The organism is Mobilicoccus sp., assembly GCF_032060985.1.
Classification (GTDB): domain Bacteria; phylum Actinomycetota; class Actinomycetes; order Actinomycetales; family Dermatophilaceae; genus Mobilicoccus.
In genome coordinates, this window is sequence record NZ_DAMBGD010000023.1 from 35,192 (window position 1) to 49,215 (window position 14,024).

Annotated in this window: 11 protein-coding genes and 1 pseudogene; 5 read left to right on the plus strand and 7 right to left on the minus strand. The window is 72.1% G+C overall.

Annotated elements, in window-relative coordinates; genetic code table 11:
- Window positions 1-37: 37 nt before the first annotated feature.
- A complete protein-coding gene (locus RT054_RS15410) occupies window positions 38-691 on the minus strand; it encodes a hypothetical protein (protein ID WP_313025330.1) in 654 nt (217 codons plus the stop codon).
- Between the two features lie 153 nt (window positions 692-844).
- On the opposite strand from RT054_RS15410, the gene RT054_RS15415 reads away from it, so the two are divergent.
- From RT054_RS15415 to RT054_RS15430, 4 genes are all read left to right on the plus strand, one after another.
- Window positions 845-1,717: a hypothetical protein gene (locus RT054_RS15415; RefSeq protein WP_313025332.1), complete on the plus strand. Its 873-nt coding sequence runs from the start codon at window positions 845-847 to the stop codon at window positions 1,715-1,717.
- Window positions 1,718-1,891: 174 nt separating this feature from the next.
- A complete protein-coding gene (locus RT054_RS15420; RefSeq protein ID WP_312717584.1) occupies window positions 1,892-2,803 on the plus strand; it encodes a hypothetical protein in 912 nt (303 codons plus the stop codon).
- A gap of 292 nt (window positions 2,804-3,095) precedes the next feature.
- Window positions 3,096-3,503 (plus strand): hypothetical protein, encoded by a 408-nt coding sequence (locus RT054_RS15425; RefSeq protein WP_312717582.1) that lies wholly within the window; start codon window positions 3,096-3,098, stop codon window positions 3,501-3,503.
- A 339-nt stretch (window positions 3,504-3,842) separates the two neighbouring features.
- Window positions 3,843-4,883: a glycosyl hydrolase gene (locus RT054_RS15430; RefSeq protein ID WP_313025335.1), complete on the plus strand. Its 1,041-nt coding sequence runs from the start codon at window positions 3,843-3,845 to the stop codon at window positions 4,881-4,883.
- Window positions 4,884-4,965: 82 nt separating this feature from the next.
- Here the strand turns inward: RT054_RS15430 and RT054_RS15435 are convergent, their stop codons facing one another.
- The 3 genes from RT054_RS15435 to RT054_RS15445 all read right to left on the minus strand — a co-directional run bounded on the left by RT054_RS15435 (window position 4,966) and on the right by RT054_RS15445 (window position 7,861).
- Complete coding sequence (locus RT054_RS15435) at window positions 4,966-5,916, minus strand: alpha/beta fold hydrolase (protein WP_312717577.1); 951 nt, start codon at window positions 5,914-5,916, stop codon at window positions 4,966-4,968.
- A 181-nt stretch (window positions 5,917-6,097) separates the two neighbouring features.
- Window positions 6,098-7,318 (minus strand): hypothetical protein, encoded by a 1,221-nt coding sequence (locus RT054_RS15440; protein WP_313025339.1) that lies wholly within the window; start codon window positions 7,316-7,318, stop codon window positions 6,098-6,100.
- 54 nt (window positions 7,319-7,372) lie between these two features.
- Window positions 7,373-7,861: a hypothetical protein gene (locus RT054_RS15445; protein ID WP_312717573.1), complete on the minus strand. Its 489-nt coding sequence runs from the start codon at window positions 7,859-7,861 to the stop codon at window positions 7,373-7,375.
- Window positions 7,862-8,403: 542 nt separating this feature from the next.
- Between RT054_RS15445 and RT054_RS15450 the strand changes: the two genes are divergently transcribed.
- Window positions 8,404-9,162: a hypothetical protein gene (locus RT054_RS15450; protein ID WP_312717571.1), complete on the plus strand. Its 759-nt coding sequence runs from the start codon at window positions 8,404-8,406 to the stop codon at window positions 9,160-9,162.
- Between the two features lie 2,022 nt (window positions 9,163-11,184).
- Here RT054_RS15450 and RT054_RS15455 read toward each other — a convergent pair.
- The 3 genes and pseudogenes from RT054_RS15455 to RT054_RS15465 all read right to left on the minus strand — a co-directional run bounded on the left by RT054_RS15455 (window position 11,185) and on the right by RT054_RS15465 (window position 14,017).
- Window positions 11,185-12,575: pseudogene (locus RT054_RS15455) on the minus strand (IS1380 family transposase).
- 232 nt (window positions 12,576-12,807) lie between these two features.
- Window positions 12,808-13,704 (minus strand): GIY-YIG nuclease family protein, encoded by an 897-nt coding sequence (locus RT054_RS15460; RefSeq protein WP_313025343.1) that lies wholly within the window; start codon window positions 13,702-13,704, stop codon window positions 12,808-12,810.
- A 184-nt stretch (window positions 13,705-13,888) separates the two neighbouring features.
- On the minus strand, window positions 13,889-14,017 hold the full coding sequence (locus tag RT054_RS15465; protein ID WP_313025345.1) for a hypothetical protein: 129 nt from the start codon (window positions 14,015-14,017) through the stop codon (window positions 13,889-13,891).
- Between the last annotated feature and the right edge of the window lie 7 nt (window positions 14,018-14,024).

Genomic DNA, 14,024 nt, shown 5'->3' on the forward strand with positions numbered 1-14,024 from the left:
TCGTTGCACGGCCGCCGAAGTCGCAGGTGAGACGGGTTCAGTCCTTCGCCGGCGACCACGTGAGGACCGCGCCCGTGCCGGTGCCGACGACCGTGCCCCGGAAACCCTGGCCGGTGAAGGCGAGGAGCCCGTCGGTGTCGCTGACGACCCGATAGCCCGCGCCCGGCAGCGTGGACCGATAGTAGGCGAACACCGTGTCCTCGGCGGGAGCGGACAGCACGACCGAGCCGCCACCCCCTTCGAAGGCGTTCGTGCCCTCCACCTTGGATCCGGAGGGGAACGCGAGGCCGTCGGGTACACCCTGGATGGTGCGGCCGTCCACCTGGACGGCACCGCCCTGCGAACCGGTGGGGGCCGCGGTCGTCGGCGCCACCGACCCGGTCGTGGTGGGCGAGCCCGTCGCCGTCGATCCCGGCGAGACCGATCCCGGTGACATCGACGGCTCGACCGTCGGTTCGTCCGGGCTCGGCGACATCCCCGTCTCGGCCCCGGAGCCGCTCGGCGTGGCGGGGCTCGGCGTACCGAGGGCCTCCCCCGTCGAGGGCGAACCCGCCGTGGGGGTCGGCGACGCCGTGTTCGCTGAGCCGCTGCCGCTGATGAAGTCCCCGAATCCGCCCTCCCCGCAAGCCCCGAGCGGGGGGACGAGGGCCACGGCGAAGGCGATCGTGATGAGACGACGGGTCGGGGTCATGGCTCCTCCTGCGGGGATGTGGGGACACCACTGTGCCGCTCCGGATGCCCCACGGCCAGTGGTGGCGCGCAGGATGCGCGGGTAGGTTGCGGCCCGCGGGCGGACGAGCGGGGCGGGGTGGCTCGCCCGTCGAACAGGCGGTGAGGCGTGCTGGTGAACGAGCGGGAGATCGGTGCGCGACGACCGTGGTCGTCCCTCGATCAGCGGCGCCTCGTCACCGGCCTGCAGGCGGGCCTCCCGCCGACCCGTCTGTGCCGTGACCTCGACCGCGACCCCGCCGACGTGCGTCACCACGTCACCACGCTCCTCGGAGATCGGCCCACCGCCTCCTCGTCCGACCCGATCACCGACCTCGACATGCTGTGGATGCGGCTGCGTGCCGGGTCGGTCCTCCCCACCCCTCCGACGGCGATCGACGTCGTCACGGCCTGGCAGGACGCGACAGGCATCCGGCTCACCGCCGTGCAACGCACCGAGCTCGCCGCCGAAGACGCCGTCGATCGCCTGGCCGCTCTCGGCCGTCATGCCCTGCGCGAGCGCGCCACCCGCGTCGTCGCCGCGACGGGCATGCTCGACCTCGACGACTGGCTCCACGCCGACGACGGCGGCGCGCCTCCCCAGGAGGCCACGTCGCGCCGGTTGCTCCATGCCGCGGTCGAGGACGTCACCCCCGAGCTCCCCCGCCTCGCGTTGCGCGCCCACCTCCGACTCACGGTCTCCGGCACCGGGCCGACGCTGCCCTCGGACGCCGCCCGTCACGAACGGGCCCGGGCCGTGCTCGAGGCGCTGCGAGCCGGTGGCCTGCCCGGGTCACCCGCCGCGGTGCTGCGGGATCGGCTCCTCGACGACGCGGCGCTGCGGGCGTTGATCCGGGACCTGGCCGTCGACGTCCCCGCCGCCACGACGCTCGGCCTCCTTGGCGGGAGGCACGAGGTTCACGCCCTCCGTGTCGCCGGGGAGGCCCTCACCCGATGGCACCGCCCGCCCAACCTGGGTCGCGGTGTCGTCGTGCACCTCCGCAGCTGAGCCGGAGCCGCCGTGCCGCTGAGCCGTGGGTCGCTCTATCGCGTTCTGGTTCAACGGGATTGCCCCGAGACCCGCCCGAGGAATTGACCAAATCAGAACTCAATTCCGGACCTCGGTGGCCGATGATGTCGGAGAGCTCCGGGCCCGCCGCCCGGCCCCAGGCGGAGGTGTCCCATGTCGATCGAACACTCCCACCGCACGGAGAGGCGTTCCATCCCGCGCCCCGTCGGTCCGGTGACGTTCGACGATCGCGAACTCGAGCTCGCCGCGTGGCTCCACCGCTACGCCCTGCTGCGTGATGCCTGCCTCGCCCCCGCGCACCTCATGACGGAGAAACTGCGACGACTCGGCGCGGCCGACGGACGCATCGTCGCCCACCTCACGAGCGTCCGGCACCAGATCCGGGACACGGGTGTCCTTCTGCCGTGCGAGCGCCGCCGCCTCGTGCTGCTCGACGTGCTCGCCGCCCTCCCACCGACCCCGGAGCCCGACGTGTCGTGGTCCCGCGATCCCGTCGAGCTCATCGGGGAGGCCGCCGGCTCGATCGGCTACGACGTCGCCGACGTGCGTCGCCTCGCCCGACGACTCGCGATGGCCCGGGCGGCCCTTCCCCCCGTGCAGGTCCCGCCCTCGACCGCCCGCACCCTCGCCGAGACGCTGCGCGGCGTCGCGGGCGTCACCCCGGGTGCGGCCATCGCCGAGTCCGTGCTCCTCCTCACCGGGCGCGTCCCGGCCTCGTGGAGTCCGTCGTCGTGCGGCATGGTGTTGCTCGACCCGGCCCCGGCCGGCGCGCCGTCGTTCCTCGGTACCCACATCGCCCGCGACGACCTCGCCGCCTTCGTCGAGGACCTCGCGACGTTGCGGGTCGCGGCCGACCTCAGCCCGACCGCCCGACGGTACGCCGAGGTGTTGCTGCCGGAGTTGGCGGAGGAGTTGCGCGCCGTGCCCGCTCCCGCTGCCGAGCTCGAGCTGCTGCGCCTCGCCGCCGCCCTCGTCGACCGCACGGCGGCGCTGCTACCTCGTGGGTTCCGCCCGTACGATCGCACGGCCCACCGCCGCCGGGCCCGAACGGTCGTCGGCCTCTGAACTCGGCGGACCACACCCCCACACCCGCCGCTTCCCCCCTCGAAACGCAGGCCGAGGCCTTCCCCGGCGGGTCCTGACGGCGCCTCCCAGACCGGCCGCCGCTCTCGCCGCAGAGCCGCACGCGCCGACCGGGATTCGCCCATCGCGGAACGACGCGACACCGCGTTCACCCTCGGATGCGGCGGCCACCTGCCGATGAGACGACGACGCCGGCCCTGCACGCCGCCCGTCGACACCGTTCCGACCGGATCCACCGCACACGACCAGCCGTCACCCGAGAGGACTGAGCCCCGTGCCCTCGCCGCTGCTCCTCGCCCCCGACACGTCCGTCGACCCCGCCGCCGATCCGCAGCGCGCCTCCCGGGCCCCGCGCAGCATGGTGCACCGGTACGCGGTGGCGATGGGGATCTCGCTGGCGCCCACGTCGGTGACGCTCGACAGCGGTGCGCGGGTCATGGTCGACGGCGCGGACGAGGGCGGGAGCGTGCTCGTCAAGGCGGTCCCCACCGCGAGCACGCCCGGCCACCTCGACCTCGTGCGCCTCACACAGGCCGTGTTCACGCTGGCCCTGCTGCGCCACGAGCGTCCTGCGGCGCGAGCGGTGCTGCTCGTCGTCGACGACACCGCGCGCCGGGCCCTCGCCGAACGGATCGCCCGCACCCCGGCGGCCGAGCATGTCGACGTCGTCGTCTGCCCCTGAAGGGGGCCGACGCCCCTCCGGCGGGCCGAACCCGGGCCCGGACACGAACCGGCCCGGCGTCCACCTGGACGCCGGGCCGCTCGCGCTTCTCCGCGCGCCTCGCAACGACGGGGACGGGCCGAAGCCCGCCCCCGGTGCGGCTCTCCACCCCGGGTGTGTCGACCGTGTGATCGGTGACGGCGGGCACTCCGTTACGGATACTGAGGAAGTTTGATCGACCGATGCCGACTCGTGACCTCCGCCCCCGGGCTCGGGCGTGCCCGCGGATGCCTGTGGATACCCGTCGCAACGCCTCCGTCCTCTACCATGACGCTGCGTGACAGTCACAGGGGGGAACCGATGGGCATTCGTGCCACCAGGGCGATCGCCGCATGTGCGGCCGCCGCGATGCTGCTGCTCGCGGGCTGCGCCGACGACGAGGACAGCACACCGGCGCCCTCGGGGCCTCAGGCGACCCAGACGAGTCGCGCCCCGTTCACCCCGCCACCCGGCACTCCGAAGCGTGGCACCCAGAGCGGCCTGGCCTGGGACAGCGGGGTCTTCCACAACGAGGCACACCTGACGCAGGAGTTCGCACAGCTTCGCGGGCGTCCTGTCGACGTCATCGGGATCGCCCCCACGAGGGACACGTGGAAGGACCTCCTCGACTCGTGGTGGCTCACCGACAACACGATCCCGCCGGGCTATCGGGGCACCCTCAACGTCGCCCTCCCGCTGTTCCCCGAGGACGGGTCGATGGAACGGGCCGCGAGCGGCGCGGACGACGCCAAGTGGGAGCAGATGGGGCGGCTCATCGCGTCGAAGTACCCCACCGCGTACGTGCGTCCGGGCTGGGAGATGAACATCGAGAACTGGCCCTGGCGCGTCACCGAGGACAACGTCGAGCAGTACAAGACGGCGTTCCGGCACGCCTCGACCGCCCTGAAGAAGGGCGGCCCCCAGCTGCGCATCGTGTTCAATCCGAACGAGGGCAAGGGCAACTCGCTCGCCGACGCGACCAAGGCCTACCCGGGCGACGACGTCGTCGACATCATCGGCATCGACGCCTACGACTGGAGCCCGCCCTACGACGACGAGCGCGCCTGGCACAAGCACCGCACCCAGCCCGGGGGGTGGGACTTCTGGGGCGACTTCGCCCGCTCCCGCGGCAAGATGTTCGCCGTGCCGGAGTGGGGGGTCATCGCCGGCTCGCCCGACTCCGGCGGTGACAACCCCGAGTTCATCAACCGGGTCATGGGGTGGATGAACGAGAACGCCGACATCATGGCGTTCGACACCTACTTCGACGAGCGCGAGGACTACTGCCGTTGCTCCCTCGTCCAGAATCCCCAGGCGCGCCAGGCCTACCTCACCCAGCTCGAGAACTGGGCCGCGAAGTAGCGGGCCCGGACGTCGACGACGCCGACCCCGGACGCGCCTCCCCGGTGACGTGCGGTGGGGACGCGCGCGGCCGGGGTGGCCCTCAGTGGGCGAGGCGGAGGCGGGCCGCGAGGTCGCGCACCGTGTCGGCGACGACGCGCGCGCCGGTCTCCCCCATCACGATGGTGTAGTGGTTCACGCGGTCGACCTCCTGCACGTCGACAGAGGGATAGGTCGCGGCGAACCCGGCCACGGTATCGGGGGCGTAGAGCCCGGGCGGGTCGTCGACGAACCCCCGCGGCGCGCGCATGAAGACGGTGGGGACGTCGATCTCGCCCGCCCCCAACGCCGAGGCCGCGGCCGCGTGGTCTGCGCCGCCCATGACGTCACCCTGATCGACGACGACGGCGTCGAGCACCGCGCTCGACCGGTACCCCGACTCCTCCTCCAGGGCGTCGTAGCGGGCGTACTCCTCGGCGACCTCGCTCCAGTCGTGCGCGAACGCGGGGTGTGCCCGAAACACCTCGACGTAGGCCTCGGCGGAGGGGAACGAGGTCTGCAGGCGCTGCTTGATGAGTTCCAGCCCCGCGGCGGTCGACTCCTGGTCGGCCGGCGGGAACGGCAGGCCGCCGTCGATGAGCACGAGGGCATCGACGAGATCGGGGTGCCGGTGGGCGAGGACGAGGCCGACGAATCCGCCCATCGAGTGCCCGAGCACGATGACCGGAGTGCCGTCGGCGAGGTCCAGATGACGGATGAGGGCCGCGACGTCGTCGGCGTGGGCGGCGAGCCCCACGTCGGGCGGCAGGTCACGCGAGCGCCCACGGCCCCGGAGGTCGGGGGCGACCAGCGTGGCGACCTCTCCGCAGTCCAGATCCCTCGCGACGAACGGCCAGGAGAGATGGTGGGCCGTGATGCCGTGGATCGCGACGACGACCGGCGCGCCGTCGCGGGCGGTGGTCTCGGGGTCCCAGCGGCCGACGCGCAGGTCACCTCCGTCGACCGGCACGTCGAACGTCGTGTAACGGGTGAGGGCGTGCTCCGCGTCCGTCATGTCTCGTTCCTACACGGACCCCGCCCCCGCCGACAAGGGGTCCGTCGTCAGTGAGGGCCTCCGTCTGGGGATCGCCCCTCGGACGGGTCGCGGTGAGGTCGACGCGGTCGGGGATCGACGCGGGAGGCGGCGAGGTGGCGGCCGGAGGGCCCGGCCGCGGAGGTGACGCGGGAGTCGAGGCTCACGCGTCCTTGCGCCGGGAGTCGAAGCGGCGGGTGATGGCGGCGGCGATGTCGAGGTACGCCTCTCGCGTGGCGGACTGGAGGCTCTCCCAGTCGAGGAGCGCGCCGTCGGCGACGTGCGGGTCGGCGGGGACGACGACGACGTCCCCCGCACGGGAGAGGTAGTCGAGCACGGCGTCCTTGTCGACGGCGCCGGAGACGATGTCCTTGGCCGTGAGCACGACGATGCACGTCTCGGCGAGGTGCGTGAATCCGTTGCCCCGCAACCATTCGATGGTCTCGGCGGCACGTTTGGCGCCGGTCACCGACCAGGCGGCGGGGATGACGACGGTGTCGGTGTACCGCAGCACGCCCTCCATGAGGGGGTGGGTGACGCCTGTCCCGCAGTCGACCTGGACGAACGAGTAGTAGCGCTGGACGACCTGGAGGACGGCGTCGAAGTCCGCGGCGCACAGCGAGTCGCCGAGGGTCGGATTGGGCTCCCCCGGCAGCACGGTGAGGCGACCGCGCGTCGCGGTGTAGCGGCCGAGTGCCTCGAGGCTGTCGATGGAGTCGATGTCACGAGCGAGAGCGGCGATGCCGGACAGCTTGTCGCCGACGAGGCGCTCCGCGAGGTCGCCGGCGTCGGGGTTGGCGTCGATCGCGAAGACGGGGTCGGGGCGCAGGTCGGCGAGCGCGATCGACGTGGCGGCGGTCGTCGAGGTCTTGCTGATGCCGCCCTTGAGACAGAAGAACGCCGTGACGTGCTTGCCCCGCAACTGGGTGGCGATCTGCGCCTCGCGCTCACGTTCGCGCCGCTCCCGCTCTCCGGGGCCGGGATTCCACCGGCCCCCGGTCATCCGGAACGCGAGGGACTGCCACCCCGAGCGGGGCCGCGGCGTCGGCGGGCGCACCATCGGCGATCCGACCGGGGGCGTCGCCGCTCGACGCACCGGAGGCTCGCCCACGAGGGAGGGAGGCGGCGTCGGCCTCGCCGTCAGGTCCGCCTTGGTCGGGGCCCCGAGCGCGGGATCTGCGGGGACGGCGGGAGTCGAGGCGACCGACGCCGGGTCGGGCGTCGCCTCCCCGGAGGTCTCCGTCGTGGGGTCCGCCGGGACCGGCGTCGCCGCGGGGGCCGTGTTCTCGCGCCGCCAGGGCCGTTCCCCGGTCGTGTACCGGACGACGTCGGGTTCGGGGCGGGGGTTGACGGGCTTGCCCGTGGTGTGTGGTGACGACGTCACGGTGCTCTCCTCGGCTGGGCGACCGCGGGTCGCGCGCGGTCGTGGTGGCGGGGCTCAGGACGCCCGAGCGCGCTCCTTGCGGCGGGCGGCGGCGTTGTGACCACGGCACTCGTCGCACCGGCAGCCGCGGCGGTACCGGGAGAGACTCCCCTCGCCGCGGGGGTGGCGGGGTCGACGATCGCCGTCGACGTCGAGGGTCAGGCACGGACTGCGGTCGATCGTCGGGTCGACGGCGAACTCGGGGAACATGCGGCGCCGCTGGCTCGTCGTCGTCGAGGCGCGATAGCCCACGTCGTTGAGCCGGACGGCCTCGCGGAGGCACACGGCCCAGACCGGGCACGTCTCGCAGATCCTCATGAGCGTGACGGGGACGGACTCGGCCTCGACCTCCGGCGTCCACGTCGACGGTGGGATGCCGAGGGCGCGGGCGGAGGCGCACGCCGCCTCCCCGACGAAAGAGGCGACGGGCGCGTCGGAGTCGGCGGAACGATCTGTCCCGAGGAGGGACAGGCGACCGAGCGGTCGCGAGGGCGTGACGGTCACGACGATCCTTTCGAGACTTCACGAACAACGTGGGGAGTCTGTTCACGCTGCGCTGCCTCCGTCAAGCCAAACCCTCGCTTCACCTGCAGAAATGGTTGATCCTTGAACAACCGTCCATCTTCGGGACAGGGCGTCGCCACATTCAGGGCAACCCCAATTCGCGTGGCCAGGGCGTTGGTTGACGTGACTCCCATCTCGTGGTTACCGATGAGTCGCCCCCTCCGTTCACTTCTCGTTCACTCATTGTTCATCTTGCCGGACGGCCCCTCCGCCGAGGTCCCGACGACCTGCCGACGGGACCGTCGTCGCATGGCCGGAGGGTCGCGGCGGACGACTCGCGCCCCCGTCGCCACCCGTCGCCGGCCCCTCCTCGTTCCGCGCCCCTGCCGGCGCCCACCACCGCAGCACGCCGCCACGTCGACCTAGCGATCCGCGTTCACGGCGACGCGGGGCCGGGGCGGGGACGGACCCATGCCGTGCGGGCGTGGGCCCACGGGTCGCTAGGCTGGCCCGCGACGTCGAGACGGCGAAGTGAGGTGGGCATGGCGACGCACGAGTGGGCGCTGCCCACCCCGACACCGTCGATGGCGTCCGCCCCCATGACCGTTGCTCCCGAGGCACCCACGACACCGAGCGCGCCCACGACACCGAGCGCCACTTGCCCCGAGCGGCCCGGAGCGACGACGACCGCGACCGTGCGCTCCACCGCCGCCCGCAGCGCCGCCGCGCGCCTCCGGGCGACCGATCCCGCGGTCCCGGACGGCGACCCCACCCCCTCCCCGCCGTGGACGACTCCGACCCCCGAGGCGCCACGGGAGCCCTCCCGCCGGCCGGGGAAGAGCGGAACGCGCGAGGCGTCCACGAACGCGACCACCGGTCCCCCGCCGGGGTACGTCACCGCGGAGATGATCGCGGAGGAGCTGGCCCGCATCACCGGCAAGGCCTCGATCCCCGCCTCGACCATCCGGGGCATGGCCAGCCGCGACCAGATGCCGGCGCCGACCGACCGCAAGTGGGGGCGGCGGACCCTCTGGGATGCCACGCAGATCGACCGTTGGCTGCAGCAACGGGAGGCTCGGCACGTCTCCGAGCCCATGGTGCGACAGATCCAACGTCGGCTCAGCGAGCTGGACGAGCACGCCCGGCGGACCGGCAACGACCTCCGCCTCAAGGAGGGGGTCCGCGACGCCCATCGACGCGGGCTCTCCTATCAGCAGATCGCCGACGCGATCCGCGTGAAGAACGGCGACCACCACCCCACGCGCGAGGCCGTTCGCATCCGATTCCGGCACTACCTCTGAGACCCGAGCGACCCTCGGACACCAGGGCGTTCGAGACGCGTCGCGCCGTGGCGAGGCGGGGACGCCGCGCCGCCACCGGCGGATCTCACATCGTGACATGCGTTGGCTCATCACACCTTTGCGTCCGTTTCCTCCTTTTCGGGCGACCTGTGGCCTCCCACATCGTCCGAACACCGCCGTACGGTCGCGACGTCCGCCCTTCCCGGCCATCGGAGGAGCCTCGTGACCCGCCCCCTCTCACCTCCGTCCGGGCGTCGTCTCGGCGTCCTCGCCGCGCGCGCCGTCGGGACGTCGATCGCGGTCCTCGCCGCGGGCGTCGTCACGTCGTACGCCGCCCACGCGGAGGAGCCCGGCGAGCCGGCACCGGAGAACGTGAGCACCCCCGCACCCGACGACGTCCCCGGCACCGACGGGCAGGCCTCCCGGGGCGAGCCGGACCACGCCGGGCCCTCCTCGTCCGTCCCGTCCGAGTCGGGGCAGGACGGGCCGACATCCTCCACCCCGGAGCCCACACCGTCGCACCCCCCGCACGAGGCGTCGTCATCGGAGAGCGCGGAATCCGCGCCTCCGGACTCCGTGGACACCGGATCGAATGCCGAGCCGGCGTCTCCGTCGGGCGATGACACCAGCCGTGACACGGGCCATGACACGGGCCGTGAAGCGGGGCACGATTCCCCGCAGGAGGACCCGCGCGGGGGGTCCGCACCCTCGGCGGGCGACGGCGTCGATGACGAGCCGTCGGACACCCCCCGGCAGTCGGCTCCCGAGTCGGCGGTGCCCGAGGAGGCGACACCTGAGGGCGCAACGCCCGAGGCGGCGACGTCCGAAGCGGCGACGTCCGAGGCGGCGACCACCCCCCGGCCGACCACGGCGAACCCCACGTCGGCACCGGCAACGCCGACGCCGACCGCGCCGACGCCGACCGCGGCACCGGACACGTCCCCGGGAGCGACGCCGCGACTCGACGATGCAGCGCCCGACACCGTCCGCGCCGCACCCGCGGACCCTCGGCCGACGGCGGTCGACGCGACGCCAGGCGGGGGCGCCGTCGCCGGGGCGCCGCAGGTGTCGTCGTCGCCGACGCTTCCGGCCGAGTCGAGTTCACCGGCGCAGGCGGCCTCACCGCCCGAGGCGGCCGCGCCGTCGGACCTCGACTCGTCGACCGCCGACCGCGCTTCGAGCGGCGGGTCGATGCCGTTGGCCGCGGGATCGACTCCTCCGCTCGGGCAGACCGCGTCGTCCGCGGGCACGCCGTCCGCAGGCACCCCTCTCGAGACACCGCCGCACACGGCCGAGGCGTACCGTCACACCGTCGCGCCCGGCACCGTCCCCTCGATCGTCGCGGTCGCTGAGGCACACGCCCCAGAGCTCGTCGACGGCGTTGTCGACACGACCTCGGGCGACTCACCGGCGCTCGAGAACCCGCTGGCCCCGACCTCGACCCGTGGCGCGACGCCGATGAGGGTGCGCGCGACTCCGGGCGACGGCCGGACGACAGCACCGGAGCCGGCGTGGACACCGGGTGCCGCCGGCACGAACCGGCAGGAGGAACCGCCGCGCCCGGACCGGTCGGATCGGGGCGACCGCGGGTCACCCTCGGACCCGACCCCGGACGCCCGGAGGTCGAGGAACTCGACGCCGACGAGAGCGGAGAGGACCGACCGGGCGGAGGCGGACCGCGGCGAGGCCGACGACGCGAACACCGACCACGCGAACAGCGACCACGCGAACACCGACCACGCGAACACCGACGACGCGACGGCCGACAGACGCGGGAGCGAGCGCGAGAGGGCCCAGCGGGATCGCGGGGTCGACGACCTGGGGGACGAGATCCGCGCCGTCCTAGCCCGGATGTTTCATCGGGCGGGGCGTCGGCGTAGCCGGCGCCGTTGCCGTTCGATGGGGCTGATTTTGACAGGTGGGTACGACAGACGCCCGCATGTCGCTGCGGGTGGGCGTCGTCTTCCACGAACGATGAGGTGCGTGCTGGGCTCGTCGGGACGGGTGGGATGACCGCTCAGCTCAGGGTGGGGATAGCTCCTGCAGCGCCTTCCACGCGGTGGCGAACAGGCCTGCCCACGGGGCGGTGTTCTTGATGTGCAGGAGGCGTTGTCGTGCGGTGTGGGCGAGTGTAGCGGCGATGGTGAACAGGCGGTGGCGTAGGGCTTTGGGTTCCCACCGCCGCGCGGGATGCCCGGCCAGGGCGAGCAGGCCCATCCACGCGAGGAGGTCGTTCGCGATCTGCATGATGAGCAGCCACAGGCGGTTCTGGGCGAAGCCCTGCAGGGGCAGGTTCCTCAGTCCGGTGTCTTTGGCGATGCGGATACGGTCCTCGCACCGGGCGCGACGGCGGTGGCGTAACTCCAGGTCAGCGAGTTAACCGCGGCAGGTGTTGGTGACGAACGCGGTGAGCCGGTAGCCGTCGACGTCCTCGAAGCGTAGCTGAGCACCGGGGTGGGGTCGTTCGCGGCGGACGATGACGCGCATGCCCGGCGGGTAACTCTGCAACGTGAGCAGGTCGGTGAACTCGGCCACGTGCGCGCCCTCACACACGGCCCCGTCGGCGTTGTACGCCGGCTGCCACACGTTCTCGGGCACGAGCCCATACAGCTCGGGGGTGTTGGCGGGCAGGGTCCATCCGATCGAATACGACACCCCACGCCGGTGCAGGAAGGCCAGCAGTTCGCGGGTGCCCCCGGCGCCATCGGTCCTGATGAGGACCTTCTTGCCTGGTCGTGAGGGGTTGATGCCGGGGGTGGCGGCCAGGGCGGCTTTGATGACCTTCTCGTGATCGGTCGCCGTGTTGGATCCGGCGTTGCCGGGCCGCAGCAGCATCGCCAGCGGCTCCCCGGTTCCGTCAGCGCCGTGGTCCACGAACGCACACAACGGGTGGAACCCGTAGCCGCGCTTGAACGTCGCTGCGGCGTGTTCCTTGTCTGAATGAGCCGTCACCAGGGTCGCATCGAGGTCGATGACCAGCGGCTTCGCCGCTGACGCGTCGTGGTTCGGGGCGTACCGACCGGCCAGGCGCCACACGTGCGAGCGTGCCGCCGTGCGAGCCTGGGCGATGGCCCGCTCGACCCGCTCGATGTCACCGGCCAGGGCCGCGATGGTGCGACTGATCGTCGCATCCGAGGCCACCGCCCCGTACACGCCCGGTTCGGCCCGCAACAGCGATGCGTCGCGGCAAGCGTCCCCACCCAGCGCCAACGAGACGGCGAGGTCGCTCACCACTTTCGCAGGATCGTGCCTGGCCACAGGCCTACGCACGGCCGCAACGCCTCACTCAATGCCGCACCCAGGCCCGAGACCCCCACCGTGCGCGTCAGCAGCGCCCCTCCCGCGTGCGCCACCACTGGCACCCTCGCGGCGTCGACTCGGACACGCGGGTACAGCCCGCTACGCTTACTCACCTGAGAAGTGCCCTTCGGATCCTGCGGTTATCGACTTCAGCAATCGACATCCTTGCAGGTCAAGGGCACTTCTCGCGTACAGGAGTCACCCACCCCCGTGAAATCTCCGGGCTAGGCGAAAGCCTCGGAGATTCGGTCACGCGACTTCAGCACCTGGCGTGCCCGGGGGACATTGACGTCTCGTCGAGGCGGGCGGCTGCGCCAGGCGCAGACGCTCGGAGCATCCCTTGCCTCAGTTCCGGTTGAACCCATGGGGTCGGCGAGTCAGCAGTGCTCGCTTGTAGTGGGCCTCTGCTCGGTCGATCTCAGCCTGGGGCGTCTGAGGACCGAAGACGCGCAGCAGGCTGAAGGTGTAGTTGTGAACTGCGCGCGGATCTTCCTCCAGGGCCTCCCGCAGGGCGACGTTCCCGCCGTGCCCGTCGGCGGCGTACGCCTTCCATCGCCCGAGGATGCGTTCAGCGCCGTCGGCCTTGCCGACGTAGAGCCGACCCGTGACGCTATCGGCGATGACGTAGATCCCCTGCACGGCTCCGAGAGCGGTCTGCCACTTGATGTATCGCGGGTCGACGACTGCCTGCTGCAGGGTCGCGTACTCGACGACGAGTTCGTCGTACCCCGGAAACTCGACGACGCTCGGATCGGCGATCTCCAGGACCGGCAACGGCCAGGCGCGGGGTCCGGTCTTGGCCCAGTTGATCGTGTCCTTGGTCCATTCGACGAGCAGCCGACGGCGCAGGCTGTCGAGCAGGTTGGTCTCCCGGAGGTCGTAGAACCGGTCGACCGCGGTGCGCTCCGCCTCGACTTCACCAGCGTTCTCGTAGACCGTGAAGAGGCGGCTGCGACGTCCCGACTCGGCCATGAACACCACCCACCAACAAGGCGGATTCTGCGGGAACTTCCCTGGCTTGACCAGTTGCCCGCGCGTGTAGATGCGCATCACCTCGGGGGTCAGGGCGCCCGCGTTTCGAAGACCGTCCTCCTTGTAGGTGTGCCGGATGACCAGAACGTCGTCCGGCGAGATCTGCGCGGCGTCGAGGACGTGCCCGAGGGTCAACTCGAAGCCTGACGCACGCTCTTGTTCGCCCCCACCGGCGGTGGGCAGCTGTTCGGCCTTGGCACGTGGGGTCATGACAGTCCCATCGACTGCCGCCCCTCACTCTCCACCCTTCTGCCCGGGACCCTGCTCAGCATGAACGCCAGGTTTGGGCCACTGCCGCTCCACTTCGCTACCTCCCGAGTGTGATCGCACCTCCGGTCATCGACTTCCTCTGACGTCCCAATGGCGGGCAGACAGGGGCACCGCGGCGAACTTCCTACCAGGGCATCTTCATCCTGCTGCCGATGAGGTTGACGCACGGCCGGACGTTCTTCTCGAAGGCGGGAAGTTGACTCCGCCGGGTCTTCACTGGTACCCAGCTGTCCTTGAACCGCGGACTCCACACGATGCGA

Bases quoted from the DNA above. Each gene is read 5' to 3' on its own strand.
- RT054_RS15420 (WP_312717584.1), top strand. From the start codon at position 1,892: ATGTCGATCGAACACTCCCACCGCACGGAGAGGCGTTCCATCCCGCGC.
- RT054_RS15410 (WP_313025330.1), bottom strand. From the start codon at position 691: ATGACCCCGACCCGTCGTCTCATCACGATCGCCTTCGCCGTGGCCCTC.
- RT054_RS15450 (WP_312717571.1), top strand. From the start codon at position 8,404: ATGGCGACGCACGAGTGGGCGCTGCCCACCCCGACACCGTCGATGGCG.
- RT054_RS15435 (WP_312717577.1), bottom strand. From the start codon at position 5,916: ATGACGGACGCGGAGCACGCCCTCACCCGTTACACGACGTTCGACGTG.
- RT054_RS15460 (WP_313025343.1), bottom strand. From the start codon at position 13,704: ATGACCCCACGTGCCAAGGCCGAACAGCTGCCCACCGCCGGTGGGGGC.
- RT054_RS15430 (WP_313025335.1), top strand. From the start codon at position 3,843: ATGGGCATTCGTGCCACCAGGGCGATCGCCGCATGTGCGGCCGCCGCG.